Source organism: Actinomycetospora cinnamomea (genome assembly GCF_003096675.1).
Lineage (GTDB): Bacteria > Actinomycetota > Actinomycetes > Mycobacteriales > Pseudonocardiaceae > Actinomycetospora > Actinomycetospora cinnamomea.
In genome coordinates this window covers 116002-133912 of sequence record NZ_QEKW01000003.1, presented here as the reverse complement: position 1 = coordinate 133912, position 17911 = coordinate 116002, and the positions used below count along the sequence as shown (strand labels likewise).

The following is a 17911-nucleotide window of genomic DNA, read 5'->3' as shown; positions in this document are numbered from 1 at the left end:
CCCGTGCGAGGCCTGCCAGTATTCAACCCTGAGGTTGAGTACGAGGAGGCCGTGATGCCCGAGACCCCCGCCGACCGCCACCGCACGGTTGCGACGATCTTCACCGAGCGCGTGCGCGGCACCGCCGACTGGGACGTGCCGTCGCCGGTGGCAGAGTGGACCGCACGCGACGTCGTGCGCCACCTGACGACCTGGTTCCCGGGCTTCCTGGCCTCGGGCGGCGTCGAGCTGCCGGCCGGCCCGTCGGTCGACGACGACCCGGTCGCCGCCTGGGAGCACCAGGCCGCGGCCGTGCAGGCACTGCTCGACGACCCGGCGCGCGCCGACCGCACGATCGCCAACCCGCACCTCGGCGAGATGACCGTGGGCGGCGCGACGGACATGATCTACACCGCCGACGTCTTCATGCACACCTGGGACCTCGCACGCGCCACCGGCCAGGACGACCGCCTCGACCCCGGGTTCTGCGCGGCGCTCGTCGAGGGCATGGAGCGGATGGAGGAGGCGATCCGGAGCTCGGGGCAGTTCGGCGCGCGGGTGCCGGTGCCCGACGACGCCGACGCCCAGACCCGCCTGCTGGGGTTCATCGGCCGCGACCCCGACTGGAAGCCCTGATCGGAAGACGTACCTACACTGGACGGTCGAACCCCCGAGAGAGGACCGATGACCGTCCAGCCGTTGCGCCTGTTCGGCGACCCCGTCCTGCGGACGAAGGCCGAGCCCGTCGTCGACTTCGACCGCGAGCTGCGCACCCTCGTCGCCGACCTGCACGAGACGATGCGCGACCAGGGCGGCGCGGGTCTCGCGGCGCCGCAGATCGGTGTCGGGCTGCGGGTGTTCACGTTCCGCGCCGACGGGGTCGAGGGCCACATGGTCAACCCGACGTGGAACGCGGTGGACGGCACCGAGCAGTTCGGACCCGAGGGCTGCCTGTCGATCCCGGGGCTGCGGTTCGACTGCCGTCGTTTCGAGCACGTCGTCGCGACCGGGTGGGACGTGCACGGCGAGCCGCAGACGGTCGAGGGCACGGCACTGGTGGCACGCGCGATCCAGCACGAGACCGACCACCTCGACGGCGTGCTGTTCCTCGACAAGCTCGACCCCGAGACCCGTCGCGAGGCGATGAAGGCGATCCGGGCGGCGCCGTGGTTCGACCCGGCCGCCCCGCCGACGCTCAAGCAGAGCCCGCACCCGCTCTTCGGCCGGGCCCTGTAGCGTGCGCGTCGTCTTCGCGGGCACCCCCGAGCCCGCCCTGCCCTCCCTGCGCCGCCTGCTCGCGAGCGAGCGGCACGAGGTGGCGGCCGTCGTCACCCGCCCCGACGCCCCGGTCGGGCGGTCGAAGCGCCCGCAGCGCAGCCCGGTCGGCGCCCTCGCCGACGAGGCAGGCGTCCCCGTCCTCACGCCCGTCAAGGCGAGCGAGGAGGCGTTCCTCGACGCGCTGCGCGCGCTGGCGCCCGACTGCTGCCCCGTCGTCGCCTACGGCAACCTGCTGCGCCGCGAAGCCCTCGACATCCCGCCGCACGGGTGGGTCAACCTGCACTTCTCGCTGCTGCCCGCGTGGCGCGGCGCGGCGCCGGTGCAGGCCGCGATCCGGGCCGGCGACGAGGTGACGGGCGCAAGCACGTTCGCGCTGGACGAGGGCATGGACACGGGCCCGGTCTACGGCACGGTCACCGAGGAGATCGGCCGCCACGACACCGCGGGGACGCTGCTCGAGCGCCTGGCCGAGGCCGGCGCGGCACTGCTCGAGCGGACGCTGGACGGCATCTCCGACGGCGAGCTGGTCCCGGTGCCCCAGCCCGCCGACGGCGTCTCCTACGCCCCGAAGGTCACCGTGGACGACGCGCGCGTGACCTGGACCCACCCGGCGCCCGCGGTGGACCGGGGCATCCGCGCCGTGACCCCCGCGCCCGGCGCCTGGACGACCTTCCGCGACGCCCGTCTCAAGCTCGGCCCGGTGCTCCCCACCGGCGAGGCGCGGCTCGACCCGGGCACGATCCGCGTCGAGCGCACGCGGGTGCTGGTCGGGACGGCCACCGCGACCGTGGCGCTCGGCGAGGTCCAGCCCGGCGGCAAGAAGCCCATGCCGGCCGTCGACTGGGCGCGCGGCGTGCGTCCGGAGCCGGGGGAGCGGTTCGCGTGACCGGGGCCAGCGAAGCGACGGGGTAACGATGACCGGGGCGAGCGAAGCGACAGGGTCCTCATGAGCGGGGCGAGCGAAGCGACGGGCTCCTCATGAGCGGGGCGAGCGAAGCGACGGGGTCCTCATGAGCGGGGCGAGCGAAGTGACGGGGTACGGATGACCGACAGCTCCGTCCCGCCCGGCGGGCACCGCTCCGGACGGGGCCCGCGCAAGCGTCCCGACGACCGCCGGCGCCGTAGCGGCCCGCCGCGTGGCCGGCAGGGTCCGGGTCGCCCGCCGGCGGGCGACCCGGCGCGCGAGGCCGCCCTCGACGTGCTGCGTGCGGTCCGCGAGGACGGCGCCTACGCCAACCTCGTGCTGCCCGGCCTGCTGCGCGAGCGGCGCATCTCCGGGCGCGACGCCGCGCTCGCCACCGACCTGGCGTACGGCGCCTGCCGCGCGCAGGGGCTGCTCGACACCGTGCTGGCCGCCTGCTGCGACCGGCCGCTCGCCGACCTCGACGGCGTCGTGCTCGACGTGCTGCGCCTCGGCACCCAGCAGCTGCTGCGCACCCGCATCCCGCCGCACGCCGCGGTCGGGGCGGCGGTCGAGCTGGTCCGCGCCCGCGCGGGGTCGCGACCGACGGGGTTCGTCAACGCCGTGCTGCGCCGGGTCGCCGAGCACGACGAGGCGACGTGGGTCGACCGCCTCGCTCCCGCCGACACGCTCGGCCGCCTCGCGCTGGCCCACGCCCACCCGCGCTGGATCGCGGAGGTGTTCGTCCGGGCGCTGGGGTCCGAGGACGAGCTGGCCGCGGCCCTCGCCGCCGACGACGCCCGCCCCGCGGTCCACCTCGCGGCCCGGCCCGGCGAGATCTCCGCCGAGGAGCTGGCCGCGATCACCGGCGGCGAGGAGTCCCCGTACTCGCCGTACGGCGTGCTGCTCACCGAGGGCGGTGACCCGGGCGACCTGCCGCCGGTGCGCGAGGGCCTGGCCGTGGTGCAGGACGAGGGCAGCCAGCTCGTCGCCCTCGTCGCGGCGCGGGCGCCCGTCGAGGGGCGGGACACCCGCTGGCTCGACCTGTGCGCCGGCCCCGGCGGCAAGGCGGTGATGCTGGGCGCGCTCGGTGCGATCGAGGGCGCGACCGTCGACGCCGTCGACCGCGCGCCGCACCGGGCCGGTCTCGTCGCGAAGGCCACCGAGGGCCTGCCCGTCCGCGTGCACACCGGCGACGCCCGCGAGGTCGCGCTGCCCGAGGCGGCCTACGACCGGGTGCTCGTCGACGCGCCGTGCACCGGGCTCGGCGCGCTGCGCCGCCGCCCCGAGGCCCGGTGGCGCCGCGACGCGGGCGACGTGGAGCAGCTCGCCGAGCTCCAGCGCTCGCTGCTGCGCGCCGGGCTCGAGCGCACGCGCTCCGGCGGCGTCGTCACCTACGCGACCTGCTCACCGCACCCCGACGAGACCACGGCGGTCGTCGCGGCCGTGGCCGCGGAGACCGGGGCCGAGCTGCTCGACACGGCGGCGTTGCTGCCCGAGGTGCCCGACACCGAGGCCGTCGAGGGCCCGGGCGTCCAGCTCTGGCCGCACCGGCACGGCACCGACGCGATGTACGCGGCGGTGCTGCGCAGGTCGTAGGGGGCGACCCGCCCGGTGCAGTCACCGTTACCATCCGTCACGTGGCGCGCGTCCCGATGATCGCTCCGAGCATCCTGTCCGCCGATTTCGCGCGCCTCGCCGAGGAGGCCGAGGCCGTGCGCGGCGCGGACTGGCTGCACGTCGACGTGATGGACGGGCACTTCGTGCCGAACCTGACCCTCGGGCTGCCCGTGGTGCAGGCGCTGGAACGGGCCACCGACATCCCGCTCGACTGCCACCTCATGATCGACGACCCGGATCGCTGGGCGCCGGGCTACGCCGAGGCGGGTTCGGCCAACGTGACGGTGCACGCGGAGGCGGCCCACGACGCGCGGCGCTGCGCCCGCGACATCCGGGCGGCAGGTGCCCTGGCCGGGCTCTCGGTCAAGCCGGGCACGCCGCTGGAGGACTGGATCGAGGTCCTGCGCGACTTCGACACGTTGCTGGTGATGAGCGTCGAACCGGGCTTCGGCGGCCAGGCGTTCATGCCCCAGGTGCTGGACAAGGTGCGCACCGCCCGGCGGCTGGTGGACACCGGTCACCTGCACGTCCTCCTCGAGATCGACGGCGGCATCAGCGCCGACACCATCGAGCAGGCCGCGGAGGCGGGGGTCGACTGCTTCGTCGCCGGCTCGGCGGTCTACGGCGCCGACGACCCCGGGCGCGCCGTCGAGGCGCTGCGCGAGCAGGCCGCGCACGCGGCGACGCACCTCGGGCAGGGGTGAGAGCGGGGTCACCGCGGTGGTGATGCCGCGCGACGGCGTCGTGAGGATGATGGCGGGCGAGCCCGGCGTTCCGGCCGGGCGGACGAGAGGATCGCGGTGTTCACGGGGATCGTCGAGGAGGTCGGCGAGATCGTCGACGTTGTCGCGGGCGAGGACCCTGCTGGTGGGTCTGCCCGGCTGCGTGTGCGCGGACCGCTGGTCACCTCCGACGCCCGTCCCGGCGACTCCATCGCGGTCAACGGGGTCTGCCTCACCGTCGTCGACCCGTCCGACGGCGAGTTCGGGGTCGACGTGATGGGCGAGACGCTGCGCCGCTCGAGCCTCGCCGGGGCGATCGCCGGCACGCGGGTCAACCTCGAGCGCGCGGTCGCGGCGGGCGCCCGGCTCGGCGGGCACATCGTGCAGGGCCACGTCGACGGCACCGCGACGGTCGTCGAGCGCACCGAGCACGACGAGTGGACGGCCGTCCGCTTCCGTGTCGGCAACGAGGAGGGTGACGGCCCGGGCCTCACCCGCTACGTCGTGGAGAAGGGCTCGATCGCCGTGGACGGCGTGAGCCTCACGGTCACCGGGGTCGACGACGAGTCGTTCGCCGTCGGCCTCATCCCGACCACGCTGCGCGAGACGACGCTGGGGGAGCGGGCCGTGGGCTCCACCGTGAACCTCGAGGTGGACGTGGTCGCCAAGTACGTCGAACGGCTCATCGGAGCACAGGCCGGGACAGCCGGGTCGGGGAAGTAGGGGACGTGGACGGGTTCGAGCACATCGAGCGGGCGATCGCCGACATCCGGGCCGGCAAGGCCGTGGTCGTCGTCGACGACGAGGACCGCGAGAACGAGGGTGACCTCATCTTCGCGGCCGAGTGCGCCACGCCGGAGCTCGTGTCGTTCATGGTGCGCTACACCTCGGGCTACATCTGCGCCCCGCTCACCGGCGAGGCCTGCGACCGGCTCGACCTCCCGCCGGCGCACTCGATCAACCAGGACCGGCACGGCACCGCGTACACGGTGTCGGTCGACGCCCGCGAGGGCGTCGGCACCGGGATCTCCGGCACCGACCGGGCCCACACGATCCGCGTGCTGGCGAACCCCGCGTCCGGGCCGACCGACCTGTCGCGCCCCGGGCACGTCGTGCCGCTGCGCGCCCGCGAGGGCGGGGTGCTGCGCCGGCCCGGGCACACCGAGGCCGCCGTGGACCTCGCCCGCCTCGCCGGGCTGGAGCCCGCCGGCGCCATCTGCGAGATCGTCTCGCAGAAGGACGACGGCGACATGGCGCGCTTCGACGAGCTGAAGGTCTTCGCCGACGAGCACGAGCTCTCGCTGATCACGATCAAGGACCTCATCGCCTACCGGCGGCGCTCGGAGAAGCAGGTCGTCCAGGTCGCCCACGCCAACATCCCCACCGACCACGGCACGTTCGTCGCCTACGGCTACGACTCGACGCTCGACGGCATCGAGCACGTCGCGCTGGTGCACGGCGAGATCGGCGACGGCGAGGACGTGCTGGTCCGCGTGCACTCGGAGTGCCTCACCGGCGACGTGCTGCGCTCGCGACGCTGCGACTGCGGCCCCCAGCTCGACGCGGCGATGGCCGCCGTGGTGGCCGAGGGCCGCGGTGTCGTGCTCTACGTGCGCGGCCACGAGGGGCGGGGGATCGGCCTGATCCACAAGCTGCAGGCCTACCAGCTGCAGGACGCCGGCGCGGACACCGTCGACGCCAACCTCGCGCTGGGCATGCCCGCCGACGCCCGCGACTACGGCACGGGTGCGCAGATCCTCGCCGACCTCGGCATCAAGTCGATGCGCCTGCTCACCAACAACCCGGAGAAGCGGGCCGGGCTCGAGGGCTACGGGCTGCAGATCCTCGGCCGCGTGGCGCTGCCGTCGCGCGCGACGCCCGAGAACCTGCGCTACCTGCGCACGAAGCGCGACCGCATGGGCCACGACCTCGAGGGCCTCGACACGGAGGAGGACGTCGTCGTCGCGCAGCACGCCACGGCCGACGACGACCGGCCGGCGGTGGGCGGGACGCGCTCGTGAGCGGCCAGGGACGCCCGGAGCCGGCGGTCCCCGATGCGGCGGGGCTGCGGCTGGGCATCGCGGTGACCCGCTGGAACGCGGCCATCACCGAGGTGCTGCTCGAGCGGGCCCTCCACGCGGCCGCGAAGGCGGGCGTCGGCGACCCGACGGTCGCGCGCGTCGCCGGGGCGATGGAGCTGCCCGTCGTCTGCCAGGGCCTCGCCGAGGGCCACGACGCCGTCGTCGGCCTGGGCGTCGTCATCCGCGGGACGACCCCGCACTTCGACTACGTCTGCGACGCGGTCACCGCCGGCCTGCTGCGCGTGGGCCTCGACGCCCGCACGCCGGTGGGCAACGGCGTGCTGACGGTCAACGACGAGCAGCAGGCCTGGGAGCGCGCGGGCACGCCGACCTCGAGCGAGGACAAGGGCTTCGAGGCGACCGTCGCGGCCTTGGACGCGGCGCTGACGCTGCGAGGGCTGACGCCGTGACCGCGCCCGGGGAACCGGTGGACATCGGCGAGGTGGAGCTCGAGGTCCGCCCGGTGCGCATCCGTTGGGTCGCCTGGGTCCTCGCCGTGTTCGTGTTCGCGCTCTTCCTCACCGGGGCGCTGCTGGTGTACGTCGAGAACTCGGGGTTCAACTTCCGGTTCGCCGACCAGGTGGCGATGGTCGTGCTCGGGGCGATCCTCGCCGGCTGCGCGCTGCTGTTCACCCGGCCCCGGCTGCGCGCCGGGCCGGGCGGGGTGGAGGTGCGCGCGACGATCCTCACCCGGCGCCTGCCGTGGTCCGAGGTGCTCGCGGTGAGCTTCCCCGACGGCACCCAGTTCGCGCGCCTCGAACTGCCCGACGACGAGTACCTGACGGTGTCGGCGCTGCAGGCCGTCGACCGCGGGCATGCGGCGCGCGGGGTGAGCGCGCTGCGCCGGCTGCACGCGCGCCACCACCGGGTCGACGCCGACTCCCGAGCCGACTCCCCATCCGACTCCCCATCCGACTCACCGGGTCGATGAGGCCCTACGACCTGCTCTTCCGCCACGTCGCGACGCGCATGCCCGCGGAGCTGACCCACTGCGTCGGGGTCAGCGCGCTGCGGGCGGCGGCCCCGCTGCTGCCCGACCGGCCGCGTCCGGGCACGCCGGTGGAGGCCATGGGCCTGCGGTTCGCGAACCCGCTGGGCGTCGCCGCCGGCTACGACAAGGACGCCGAGGGCGTGCGCGCGCTCGCGCGGCTGGGCTTCGGGGCGGTCGAGGTCGGCACGGTGACCGCGCGGCCCCAGCCCGGCAACCCGCGTCCCCGGCTGTTCCGCCTGCCCGCCGACCGGGCGCTGGTCAACCGCATGGGGTTCAACAACGCCGGCGCGGACGTCGTCGCCGCCCGGCTCGCGGCGGTGCGTTCGGGGCCGGGCGCCGGCACCGTGCTCGGGGTCAACATCGGGAAGTCGAAGGCCGCGACCGACGCCGTCGCCGACTACCGCTACTCCGCGCGGGTGCTCGGTCCGTACGCCGACTACGTCGTGGTCAACGTCAGCTCGCCCAACACGCCGGGGCTGCGCGAGCTGCAGGGCGTCGACGCCCTCGAGCCGCTGCTCGCGGCGGTGCGCGAGGAGGTCGGCGCGACGCCACTGCTGGTGAAGATCACCGCGGACCTCGACGACGACGGCGTCGACGCGGTGGCCGACCTGGCGGTCGCGCAGGGCCTCGACGGGATCGTGGCCACGAACACCACGATCGCCCGCGAGGGGCTCGCGTCCCCGGCCGACGTCGTCGCGGCAGCGGGCTCGGGCGGGCTGTCCGGGGCGCCGCTGGCGGGGCCCGCGCGGGCGGTGCTGGCCCGGCTGCGGGCGAGGGTGGGGGACGCGCTGACCCTCGTCTCGGTCGGCGGCATCGACACGGGGGCCGAGGCCCGCGCGCGCCTGGACGCGGGGGCCACGCTCGTGCAGGCCTACACCGGCTTCGTCTACGGCGGCCCGGCCTGGCCCCGCCGGGTGCTCGCCTCCATGTGAGTGATTGTCCCGGCCACAGCCGGGAAAATCACTCGCATGACCGCTCCCGCCCGCCGTCCCCAGGTCGTGCTCTTCGACCTGTTCGAGACCTGCCTGCAGCTGGAGGGGCTGCGGCCGCGCATCGAGGCCCTCGGGCGCCCGGGCCACGAGCTCGAGCTGTTCTTCGCCCGCCTGCTGCACCAGGGCATGGCGATGACGCTGGCCGGCGAGGCCCCGCCGTTCGCCACCGTGGCCGCCGACATGCTGCGCCGCACGTGCGGACGTGACCTCACCGACGAGCAGGTCGCCTCGGTGCTCGACGGCTTCGGTGAGCTGCCCGTGCACCCCGACGTCGAGCCCGCGCTGCGCCGCCTGCGCGAGGCCGGCGTCCCGGCCTACGGCTTCACCCACGGCTCGGCGGAGGTCGCGGCCGCGGCGCTGGAGGCCGGCGGGGTCCGTGACCTGCTCGCCGACGTCGTGTCGTGCGCCGAGCTGAAGATGTTCAAGCCGCCCGCCCGCGTCTACCAGTGGGTGTGCGAGCAGGTCGCGACGCCGCCGGCACGCACGGCCCTGGTCGCCGTGCACTCCTGGGACGTCCACGGCGCGGTCGCGGCGGGGCTGGTCGGCGCCTTCTGCGAGCGCCTCGAGGGCCGGATCCCCGACGCCGTCGCGCGCCCCCACGTCACCGGCCCCGCCCTCGACGACGTCGTCGAGGGTCTCCTGGCCCTCCCGGACGAGCCGTGCCCCTGACTACGTGCGTGATCTTCTGAGCGATAGCTCAGAAGATCACGCACAACCCCGTTGGGCGACGACTAAGACGGCGGGCGAGACTGAACGCTCCACCACAGCGTTCACGGAGGTGTCGGTGCCCCCCACCGCTCCCAACCGCCGCCAGGTCCTGTGCGGCCTCGCCGTCGCCCTCGCCGCGCCGGGCGCGCTCGCCGCGTGCTCCTCGGGCGGGGGCGGTGCCGCACCCCCGAGCCCGGCGGCCCCGCCCGGGACGGCACCCCGTGCCGCCGCGCCCGCCGGCGTCCCCCTCGCCGAGGTCCCGGTCGGCGGCGGCACGGTCACCACCGTCGGCGACCAGAAGATCCTCGTCGTCCAGCCCACGGCCGGCACCGTCAAGGCGTACGACGCGACGTGCCCCCACCAGGGCGCCACCGTCGCCCCTCCCGAGGGCGGCGTGATCACCTGTCCCGCCCACCAGAGCCAGTTCGACGCCGCCACCGGCGCGGTGCGCCAGGGCCCGGCCGAGACCGGCCTCACCGAGGTGCCCGCGCGCGTCGTCGACGGCGTGGTGCAGGTGACCTGAGCCGCGTGCTCGCCCTGCACGCCCTCTGGTCGCCGGGTCGCGGCGTCTGCCTGTGGGCCGAGAACCCGGACCTGCCGGTGCGCAGCACCAGCCGTGCCCGCCGCGGCGCCCGGCCGCACCCGTTCGCGGTGCCGGCCGAGCGGCTGGCGGCGGCGTGGGGCCTGGCGCCGGGCACGCCGACGGGTATCGCCGTGCTCGCCCTGCCCTCGGACCCCGACGGTCCGCGGGACTCCGAGGCCCTGGTGCGCGACGAGTCGTGGCCGGAGGGTGACGACCCGGTGCTCGCCGACTGGAGCGTGCCGGTCCTCGAGCTCGCCCCCGGCGCGCCCCCGCCCGCGCCGCCCGCCCGGACCCGCGCGAGCGCGTCGGTCGATCACCTCCGCGCGGTCGACGCCCTCGCCGCCGACCTCGTCACCCGCGGGCGTCTCCTGCCGGCTCCGGCGGACGACGGGGACCTGCGCGGCCTGACCTGGAGGCCCGTGCTGCAGGGCCCGGACCTCGTCGCCGCCGACACGCTGGCGGCGGCGCTGCCACCGGTCTGCCGGTGCGAGCGGGTGCCCGGCGAGGACACCCCGGCCGCCACCGCGGTCGTCGAGGCCGCCCTCGCCGCCGCCGTCGACGCCCACGCCCGCGCGCGCCTCACCGGCTCGCCCGAGCTCGCCGCCGCCCCCGACTGGGCGCACGCCCTGGGCGACGAACCGGTCCTGGGCCCGGCGTCACCGCCCGACGCCCTCGTGGCCGGGCTGCGGCGCTGGGCCGTGGTCGGCGCCCCGCACGCCGGGCCCGCGCGGGCGTCGTTCCGGCTTGACGAGGTCGTCGTCGACGGGTTCCTGCACGCCCTCGACGACCCGGAGCCGGTGTTCCGGCTGACCTTCGCCCTGCAGTCCGCCCAGGACCCGAGCCTCACCGTCGACGCCGAGGCGGTCTGGCGCGACCCCACGGCGCTGCGCCGCTGGCTCGACGACCCGGCTGAGCTGCTGCTCGGCGAGCTCGGCCGGGCCGCCCGCATCTACCCCGAGATCGGCGACGCGCTGCGCGTCCCGCGGCCCACGGGCCTGGACCTCGACCTCGCCGGCGCCCACCACTTCCTCGCCCACGTCGCCGGCGACCTCGACCGCGCCGGCTTCGGGGTGCTCCTGCCCGCCGGCTGGCGCGCGGGCCCGGCGCGTCTCGGGCTCGCCGGAGCGGGGCACGCGGAAGGCCCGGAGGGCGTCGTCGCGACCGGCGCCCGGATCGGCAAGGACGACCTCGTCGACTTCTCCTGGCGGCTCACCGTCGAGGGCGAGCCCCTGTCGGATGCCGAGATGGACGCGCTCGTGCGGGCCAAGGCGCCGCTGGTGCGCCTGCGCGGGCGCTGGGTGGCGGTCGACCCGGAGCGGCTGCGGGACGGGCTGGCGTTCCTCGCCGAGCGCGGAGCGGGCAGCGACCACCCGAGCGTCGGCGACGTGCTGCACCTCGCCGTCACCCACCCCGACGACGTGCCCGCACCGCTGCCCGTGGACTCGCTGCGCCTCGACGGCCCGCTCGGCGACCTCCTCGCCGGCGGCGCGGCGCTCGAGCCCCTCGACACCCCGCCGGGCGTGCACGCCACCCTGCGCCCCTACCAGCGCCGCGGGCTCTCGTGGCTGGCGTTCCTCGCCCGGCTCGGGCTCGGCGGGGTGCTCGCCGACGACATGGGCCTGGGCAAGACCTTGCAGGTCCTGGCGCTGGAGGCGCACGAGCGGGCCGACGGCTCGCCCGGCCCGACGCTGCTCGTCTGCCCCACCTCCGTGGTCTCCACGTGGCGGCGCGAGGCCGAGCGGTTCGTGCCCCACCTGCGCGTCGCGGTCCACCACGGCGCCGGGCGCGGCGACCCGGGCGCGGCCGCGGGCCGCGAGTTCGACGGGGCCGACCTCGTCGTCACCTCCTACGGCACGCTCGTGCGCGACAGCGACGCGCTGAGCGGGCTCGCGTGGCACCGGGTCGTGCTCGACGAGGCCCAGATGGTGAAGAACAACCGCTCGCGCGGCGCGAAGGCGGTCCGCCGCCTCGACGCCGGGCACCGCCTCGCGCTCACCGGCACCCCGGTGGAGAACCGGCTCGCCGAGCTCTGGTCGATCATGGACGCGGTCAATCCCGGCCTGCTCGGCAGCGTGTCCACCTTCCGCGAGCGCTACGCCGTGCCCGTCGAGCGCCACGGCCGCACCGACGTCGCCGACGACCTGCGCCGACGCACCCGCCCGTTCCTGCTGCGCCGGCTCAAGACCGACCCCACGGTCGTCGACGACCTCCCCGAGAAGATCGAGACCGTCGAGCGCTGCGGGCTGACCACCGAGCAGGCCTCGCTCTACCGGGTCGTCGTCGACCAGGTGCTCGAGAAGATCGACGACGTGCAGCCCGGCATCGAGCGGCGCGGCCGGGTGCTCGCGGCGATGACCAAGCTCAAGCAGGTCTGCGACCACCCCGCCCTGCTCCTGCACGACGGTTCCCCGGTGGGCCGGCGCTCGGGGAAGATCGCGCGGCTCGAGGAGATCCTCGCCGAGGTCCTGGCGGCGGGGGAGCGGGCGCTGCTGTTCACGCAGTTCGCGGCGTTCGGCGACATGCTCGCCCCGCACCTGGCCGCCCGCTTCGACACCGAGGTCGCCTGGCTCCACGGCGGGGTCTCGCGGCGCGCCCGGGACACCATGGTCGAGCGCTTCCAGCGCGGTGGCCAGGAAGGGTCGGGAGGGGGCCCGCCGCTGTTCGTGCTCTCGCTGCGCGCGGGCGGCACGGGCCTCACGCTGACTGCCGCCCAGCACGTCGTGCACCTCGACCGCTGGTGGAACCCGGCGGTCGAGGACCAGGCCACCGACCGCGCCTTCCGCATCGGGCAGCGCCGTACGGTCGGCGTCCGCAAGCTCGTCTGCGCGGGCACGCTGGAGGAGCGCATCGACGACCTCATCGCCGGCAAGCGGGCGCTGGCCGATCTCGCGGTGCGCGACGGGGAGGACTGGCTCGGCGACCTGTCGACCGACGAGCTCGCCCGCGTGCTGAGCCTGGACAGCGAGCCCGACGAGGCCGACGAGGATCCGGAGGAGGCCGACGACGATGGTGCGTGAGCACCGCTCGGGACCCCGGTTCTCGGAGAGGTTCCCCGAGAGCTACGCCGACCACGGCAAGCGCAAGCCCGTGGAGGACGGCATCGTCGCCCGCAGCCGCCGCGGCGCGATCGGGGAGTCGTGGTGGTCCGGGCGGTTCCTGGCCGTGCTCACCGCGCTCGGGGTCGGCGGACGCCTCGACCGCGGCAAGACCTACGCCCGCGCCGGGCAGGTCACGGACCTCGCCATCGAGCCGGGCGCGATCACCGCGACCGTCCAGGGCAGCCGCGACGAGCCCTACCGCGCGCGGATCGGCCTGCGCCCGTTCGCCGACGAGGCGTGGGAGGCCGTGCTCGACGCGCTCGCCGCCGACTCCTGGTACGCCGCGGCGCTGCTCGCCGGGGAGGTGCCCGACGACCTCGAGGACGTCCTCGCGCGCGTCGGGCTCTCGCTGTTCCCCCAGGGTTCGGCAGAGCTGCCGATGGACTGCTCGTGCCCGGACTGGTCGGTGCTCTGCAAGCACCTCGCGGCCGTCGCCTACCTGGCCGCCGAGGAGTTCGACGTCGACCCGTTCGCCCTGCTGCGCTGGCGCGGCCGCGACCGGGCCACGCTGCTGGCCGCCCTGCGCGACCGGCGCGACGCCGGCGCCGGCACGCCCACCGCCCTCGAGGACCTGCTCGACCGCTTCCACCGGCCCTGCGTGCCGATCCCGGAGCCGGTGCGCCCGGCGCGACGGGGCCCCGCGCCGGAGGCCCTGCTGGACGAGCTGCCGCCGCTGCCCCTCGACGGCGGGGTGGACGTGCGGGACGTGCTCCGCCCGCTCTACCGGCGCCTCGCCGAGCCGGACGGGTAGGTTCACCGGCGTGGAGCCCGAGCAGCCCGACCCCACCGAGCAGCTGACGATCCTCTTGATCGTCGCCCACCCCGACGACATCGACTTCGGCAGCGGCGGCTCCGTCGCCACGTGGACCGGCGAGGGCCACCGCGTCGAGTACTGCCTGGTCACCGACGGCGACGCCGGCGGTTACGACGAGGGCATCAGTCGCCCGGAGATGGCGGCGCTGCGCCGCGAGGAGCAGGGGGCCGCCGCCGACATCCTCGGGGTGAGCGACCTGCACTTCCTCGGCTGGCCCGACGGGCGCCTCGCCGTCACCCACGAGCTGCGCCGCGACCTGGCCCGCGTCATCCGCCGGGTCCGCCCGGACCGCGTGGTGACGCAGTCGCCGACCCGCAACCTGCGCTCCATGTACGGCAGCCACCCCGACCACACCGCGGTCGGCGAGGCGGCGATGTGCGCGGTCTACCCCGACGCCCGCAACCCGTTCGCGCACCCGGAGCTGCTCGCCGAGGAGGGTCTGGCGGCGCACACGGTCTCCGAGGTCTGGATCAGCCACGTGGGCGAGGGCGCCGACCACTACGTCGACACCACCGACGCCTTCGACCGCAAGGTCGCCGCCCTGCAGGCGCACAAGAGCCAGACCGCGCACATGGACGACCTCCGCGGGCGCATGTGGGGCTGGGGCCGCTCCCAGGCCAAGGCAGCCGGCTTCGGGGCCGAGCGCCTCGCCGAGGGCTACCTGGTGCTCGACACCCGGTGACCGCCGCCACGGCGTGAGCGACGCGACGCCACCCGGGGTTTACGCGCCGTGTCGGAGCGCCGACCCTGGGACGTACGTGGGGACGACGTCGCCCCCGACGCGGGATACGCCCGCCGCCGTCCTGGCGCGGGTGTGGTCCCTCCCGCGCCGGACAGGTCGCCCGCCCCACCTCCGGGAGGTCGTCCACCCGCCGGCGCTGCTCCCCGGTCGTGAAGGAGACCCCCATGAGCGACATCCGCTGGCTCGGCAACCGCGTGGCCCTGCAGGACATCGACGGCACGGACCTGACCTACCTCGAGTGGCGCCGGCCGTGGCACGGCTCGCTGCGCGGTTACCTCGTGGTCGGCTCCGACGAGCGGGCCCTGCTGGAGGACGCGGTCGAGGACGCGGCGGCCGGGCGTCGCGAGCACCCGCGACTCGACGCCGCGGGCGAGCCCACCGACCTCGAGGCCTTCGTCACCGACGTGCTGGGCCGTCGCCCGGGTGACCCGGCGCCGCAGGTCGACGTGACGCCGTAGCCGGGCCCTCCGGCGGGCCGGTCCTCCTGCGCGGACGCTCCGGTTCCCGAAGCGTTTCACGGGCCTGTTCGGGTCCGCCCGCGGGCCGGCAGGCCCGGACCCCGACGGAATTGTCTTCGCTTCCCGAAGCATTCTCCGAGGCCGTGACGGCTTCTCCCGAACCGCCACCGGCCGCACCTCCGCGTCCGTACCGTCACCGACCGTGGAGGACGGGTCCGCGGACGGGGAGCTGACGGGGGAGCTGCGGGAGGCCGAGCGACGGTGGCCGGCGACGGCCCTGGTCGACCGGCTCGCCGGCGCGCTCCGGCGCCACCACCGCGAGCTGACCCGGCTCCTCGGGCTGCGCGAGGTCGAGCTCGCCTGCCTGCAGCTCGTGGACCGCCCGCGGGCGATGGCGATGACGGCGGTCGCCGAGCGGCTGGGCCTGTCGCGGGCGGCCACGACGGCGGTCGTCGACCGGCTCGTGGCCACGGGTCGCGTCGTGCGGTGGAAGGACCCCGACGACCGGCGACGGGTCATGGTGGCCGCCGTCGCACCGCCGGGGGAGACCGCGCCCTGGCGTGGCCTGACCCGGGACCTCGTCGCCCGCCAGTACGCGTTCACCGACGACGAGCTGCGGGTGGTCGGCCGGTGGATCGCGGTGATGTGCGACGCGCTGCACGAGCGTGCCGGCGACCTGACCCTCGTGCGGACCGTGCGGGAGGACGCGGCACGGCGGGCCCGCCGGGCTCGACGGTGACGGTGCGGCGCGGGAACGACACGCCGCGACACGCCAGCGACACACCGCGCGACACGCCGGAACCACCCGTCCGGGTGCACGCCGAGCCGCCGGACGGACGCGCCTACGCTGGGGTCCACCATGGCCGATCCGCAGACGTACCGACCCGCCCCGGGGAGCATTCCCGAGGCGCCCGGGGTGTACCGGTTCTCGGACGAGAACGGGCGGGTCATCTACGTCGGCAAGGCCAAGAGCCTGCGCAGCCGGCTCAACTCCTACTTCGCCGACGTGGCCGGACTGCACCCCCGCACGCGGCGCATGGTCACCACCGCCGCGGCGGTGCAGTGGACCGTGGTGCACACCGAGGTCGAGGCCCTCCAGCTCGAGTACAACTGGATCAAGGAGTTCGACCCGCGGTTCAACGTCCGCTACCGGGACGACAAGACCTACCCGGTGCTCGCGGTGACGCTGAACGAGGAGTACCCCCAGCTGCGGGTCTACCGCGGTCCGCGCCGCAAGGGCGTGCGGTACTTCGGGCCCTACGCGCACGCCTGGGCCATCCGCGAGACGGTCAAGCTGCTGACCCGGGTGTTCCCGGCCCGCCAGTGCTCGGGCGGGGTGTTCAAGCGGCACGGGCAGATCGGACGGCCGTGCATGCTCGGCTACATCGACAAGTGCTCGGCGCCCTGTGTCGGGCGGGTCGATGCGGAGCAGCATCGCAAGATCGTCGACGATTTCTGCGACTTCCTCGCTGGGCACACCGACCAGCTCATCGGTCGCATCGAGAAGGACATGCAGGTCGCGGCGGCCGAGATGGACTTCGAGCGCGCCGCGAGGCTGCGCGACGACGCCGGCGCGCTCAAGCGCGTCGTCGAGAAGCAGGCCGTCGTGCTCGGCGACGGCACCGACGCCGACGTCGTCGCCTTCGCCACCGACGAGCTCGAGGCCGCGGTCCAGGTCTTCCACGTCCGCGGCGGGCGGGTGCGCGGGCAGCGCGGCTGGGTGGTCGAGACCGAGCCGAACGACGGGGCGGACAGCACCGTGCCCGACCTCGTCGGCCAGTTCCTCACTCAGTTCTACGGCGAGCAGGCCGCGCTGGCCGGCTCCGCCGACGACGCGGTGCAGCCGGTGCCGCGCGAGGTGCTCGTGCCCGCGATGCCGGCCGACGCGGCCGCGCTCACCCAATGGCTCTCGGACCTGCGGGGCTCCCGGGTCTCGCTGCGCGTGGCCCAGCGCGGCGACAAGCGCACGCTCGCCGAGACCGTCGAGCGCAACGCCGCCGAGGAGCTCACGCGGCACAAGCTGCGGCGCGCCGGCGACCTCACCGCCCGCAGCGCGGCGCTGGAGGAGCTGCAGGAGCAGCTGGGACTCGACACGGCGCCGCTGCGCATCGAGTGCACCGATGTCTCGCACGTCCAGGGCTCCGACGTGGTCGCGAGCCTCGTCGTCTTCGAGGACGGGCTGCCGAAGAAGTCGGACTACCGGCGCTACTCCATCCGAGGCGGCGCCGAGGGCGGCGACGTCGCGGCGATCGCCGAGGTGGTGCGACGCCGCTTCGCGCGCTACCTGCGCGAGACCGCCGAGGACGGCCCCGACCACACCGACACCGCGTGCGCCGGGGAGACCTTGACAGGGGAGCACGCCGATAGGGGGGCGCCGGCGACCGGCGAGGTGGCCCCCACCGACGGGCCGCTCGCCCAGGAGCAGTTCAGGCGCGGCATCGACCCGACCACCGGCCGCCCGCGGAAGTTCGCCTACCCGCCGAACCTGCTGGTCGTCGACGGTGGCGCGCCCCAGGTGGCCGCGGCCGCCGAGGTGCTCGGCGAGCTGGGCATCACCGACGTCGCCGTCGTGGGGCTGGCCAAACGCCTCGAGGAGGTCTGGCTGCCCGGCGAGGACGACCCGGCGATCCTGCCGCGCACCAGCGAGGCGCTCTACCTGCTGCAGCGCGTGCGCGACGAGGCGCACCGCTTCGCGATCACCTACCACCGTCAGAAGCGCTCGACGCGGATGACGGCGTCGGCGCTCGACGGCGTGCCGGGACTGGGCGAGGCCCGGCGCACCGCCCTGCTCAAGCACTTCGGCTCCGTGCACAAGCTACGGGCGGCGTCGGTGGAGGACGTCATGGAGGTGCCCGGCGTCGGCCGGCGCACCGCGGAGGCCGTGCTGGCGGCCCTGCAGGACGGGGGGAGCACGTGACGGGACGCACCGAGCCGCCGAGGCCGC

18 protein-coding genes are annotated in these 17911 nt (G+C 75.6%); all 18 read left to right on the top strand.

Features of this window, described 5'->3' with window-relative positions; all coding sequences use genetic code 11:
- The first annotated feature begins 54 nt into the window (after positions 1-54).
- The 18 genes from C8D89_RS07600 to uvrC all read left to right on the top strand — a co-directional run bounded on the left by C8D89_RS07600 (position 55) and on the right by uvrC (position 17884).
- Positions 55-615 carry a TIGR03086 family metal-binding protein gene (locus C8D89_RS07600; RefSeq protein ID WP_116707513.1) on the top strand — a complete coding sequence of 187 codons (561 nt, stop codon included), beginning with the start codon at positions 55-57 and terminating at the stop codon, positions 613-615.
- Between the two features lie 48 nt (positions 616-663).
- Complete coding sequence (def, locus tag C8D89_RS07595; protein WP_116707512.1) at positions 664-1215, top strand: peptide deformylase; 552 nt, start codon at positions 664-666, stop codon at positions 1213-1215.
- 1 nt (position 1216) lies between these two features.
- Positions 1217-2143: a methionyl-tRNA formyltransferase gene (gene fmt / locus C8D89_RS07590; protein ID WP_116707511.1), complete on the top strand. Its 927-nt coding sequence runs from the start codon at positions 1217-1219 to the stop codon at positions 2141-2143.
- A 156-nt stretch (positions 2144-2299) separates the two neighbouring features.
- Complete coding sequence (locus tag C8D89_RS07585; RefSeq protein ID WP_116707510.1) at positions 2300-3757, top strand: RsmB/NOP family class I SAM-dependent RNA methyltransferase; 1458 nt, start codon at positions 2300-2302, stop codon at positions 3755-3757.
- A gap of 56 nt (positions 3758-3813) precedes the next feature.
- Positions 3814-4482, top strand: a complete 669-nt coding sequence (gene rpe, locus C8D89_RS07580) for a ribulose-phosphate 3-epimerase (RefSeq protein WP_116707783.1) — start codon at positions 3814-3816, stop codon at positions 4480-4482.
- Between the two features lie 96 nt (positions 4483-4578).
- On the top strand, positions 4579-5223 hold the full coding sequence (locus C8D89_RS07575; RefSeq protein WP_116707509.1) for a riboflavin synthase: 645 nt from the start codon (positions 4579-4581) through the stop codon (positions 5221-5223).
- A 5-nt stretch (positions 5224-5228) separates the two neighbouring features.
- A complete protein-coding gene (locus tag C8D89_RS07570) occupies positions 5229-6521 on the top strand; it encodes a bifunctional 3,4-dihydroxy-2-butanone-4-phosphate synthase/GTP cyclohydrolase II (protein WP_116707508.1) in 1293 nt (430 codons plus the stop codon).
- A complete protein-coding gene (ribH, locus tag C8D89_RS07565) occupies positions 6518-6991 on the top strand; it encodes a 6,7-dimethyl-8-ribityllumazine synthase (protein ID WP_116707507.1) in 474 nt (157 codons plus the stop codon). Before C8D89_RS07570 ends, ribH begins: the two co-directional genes overlap by 4 nt.
- On the top strand, positions 6988-7512 hold the full coding sequence (locus C8D89_RS07560) for a PH domain-containing protein (protein ID WP_116707506.1): 525 nt from the start codon (positions 6988-6990) through the stop codon (positions 7510-7512). The genes ribH and C8D89_RS07560 overlap by 4 nt, the downstream gene beginning before the upstream one ends.
- Positions 7509-8504: a quinone-dependent dihydroorotate dehydrogenase gene (locus tag C8D89_RS07555; protein WP_116707505.1), complete on the top strand. Its 996-nt coding sequence runs from the start codon at positions 7509-7511 to the stop codon at positions 8502-8504. The genes C8D89_RS07560 and C8D89_RS07555 overlap by 4 nt, the downstream gene beginning before the upstream one ends.
- Before the next feature lie 36 nt (positions 8505-8540).
- The gene (locus C8D89_RS07550) at positions 8541-9233 is read left to right on the top strand and encodes an HAD family hydrolase (protein WP_116707504.1); all 693 of its coding nucleotides are present in this window, start codon (positions 8541-8543) and stop codon (positions 9231-9233) included.
- Between the two features lie 115 nt (positions 9234-9348).
- Positions 9349-9795, top strand: a complete 447-nt coding sequence (locus C8D89_RS07545; RefSeq protein WP_116707503.1) for a Rieske (2Fe-2S) protein — start codon at positions 9349-9351, stop codon at positions 9793-9795.
- A gap of 5 nt (positions 9796-9800) precedes the next feature.
- Positions 9801-12872, top strand: a complete 3072-nt coding sequence (locus C8D89_RS07540) for a DEAD/DEAH box helicase (RefSeq protein ID WP_116707502.1) — start codon at positions 9801-9803, stop codon at positions 12870-12872.
- Positions 12862-13704: an SWIM zinc finger family protein gene (locus tag C8D89_RS07535; RefSeq protein WP_116707501.1), complete on the top strand. Its 843-nt coding sequence runs from the start codon at positions 12862-12864 to the stop codon at positions 13702-13704. Before C8D89_RS07540 ends, C8D89_RS07535 begins: the two co-directional genes overlap by 11 nt.
- Positions 13705-13714: 10 nt before the next feature.
- Complete coding sequence (locus tag C8D89_RS07530; RefSeq protein ID WP_243417933.1) at positions 13715-14449, top strand: PIG-L deacetylase family protein; 735 nt, start codon at positions 13715-13717, stop codon at positions 14447-14449.
- A gap of 224 nt (positions 14450-14673) precedes the next feature.
- Positions 14674-14967, top strand: a complete 294-nt coding sequence (locus C8D89_RS07525) for a hypothetical protein (RefSeq protein ID WP_133251838.1) — start codon at positions 14674-14676, stop codon at positions 14965-14967.
- A gap of 202 nt (positions 14968-15169) precedes the next feature.
- A complete protein-coding gene (locus C8D89_RS07520) occupies positions 15170-15706 on the top strand; it encodes a MarR family winged helix-turn-helix transcriptional regulator (protein WP_116707499.1) in 537 nt (178 codons plus the stop codon).
- 120 nt (positions 15707-15826) lie between these two features.
- Positions 15827-17884, top strand: coding sequence for an excinuclease ABC subunit UvrC (gene uvrC / locus C8D89_RS07515; protein WP_116707498.1), 2058 nt, complete (start codon positions 15827-15829; stop codon positions 17882-17884).
- Positions 17885-17911: the final 27 nt, after the last annotated feature.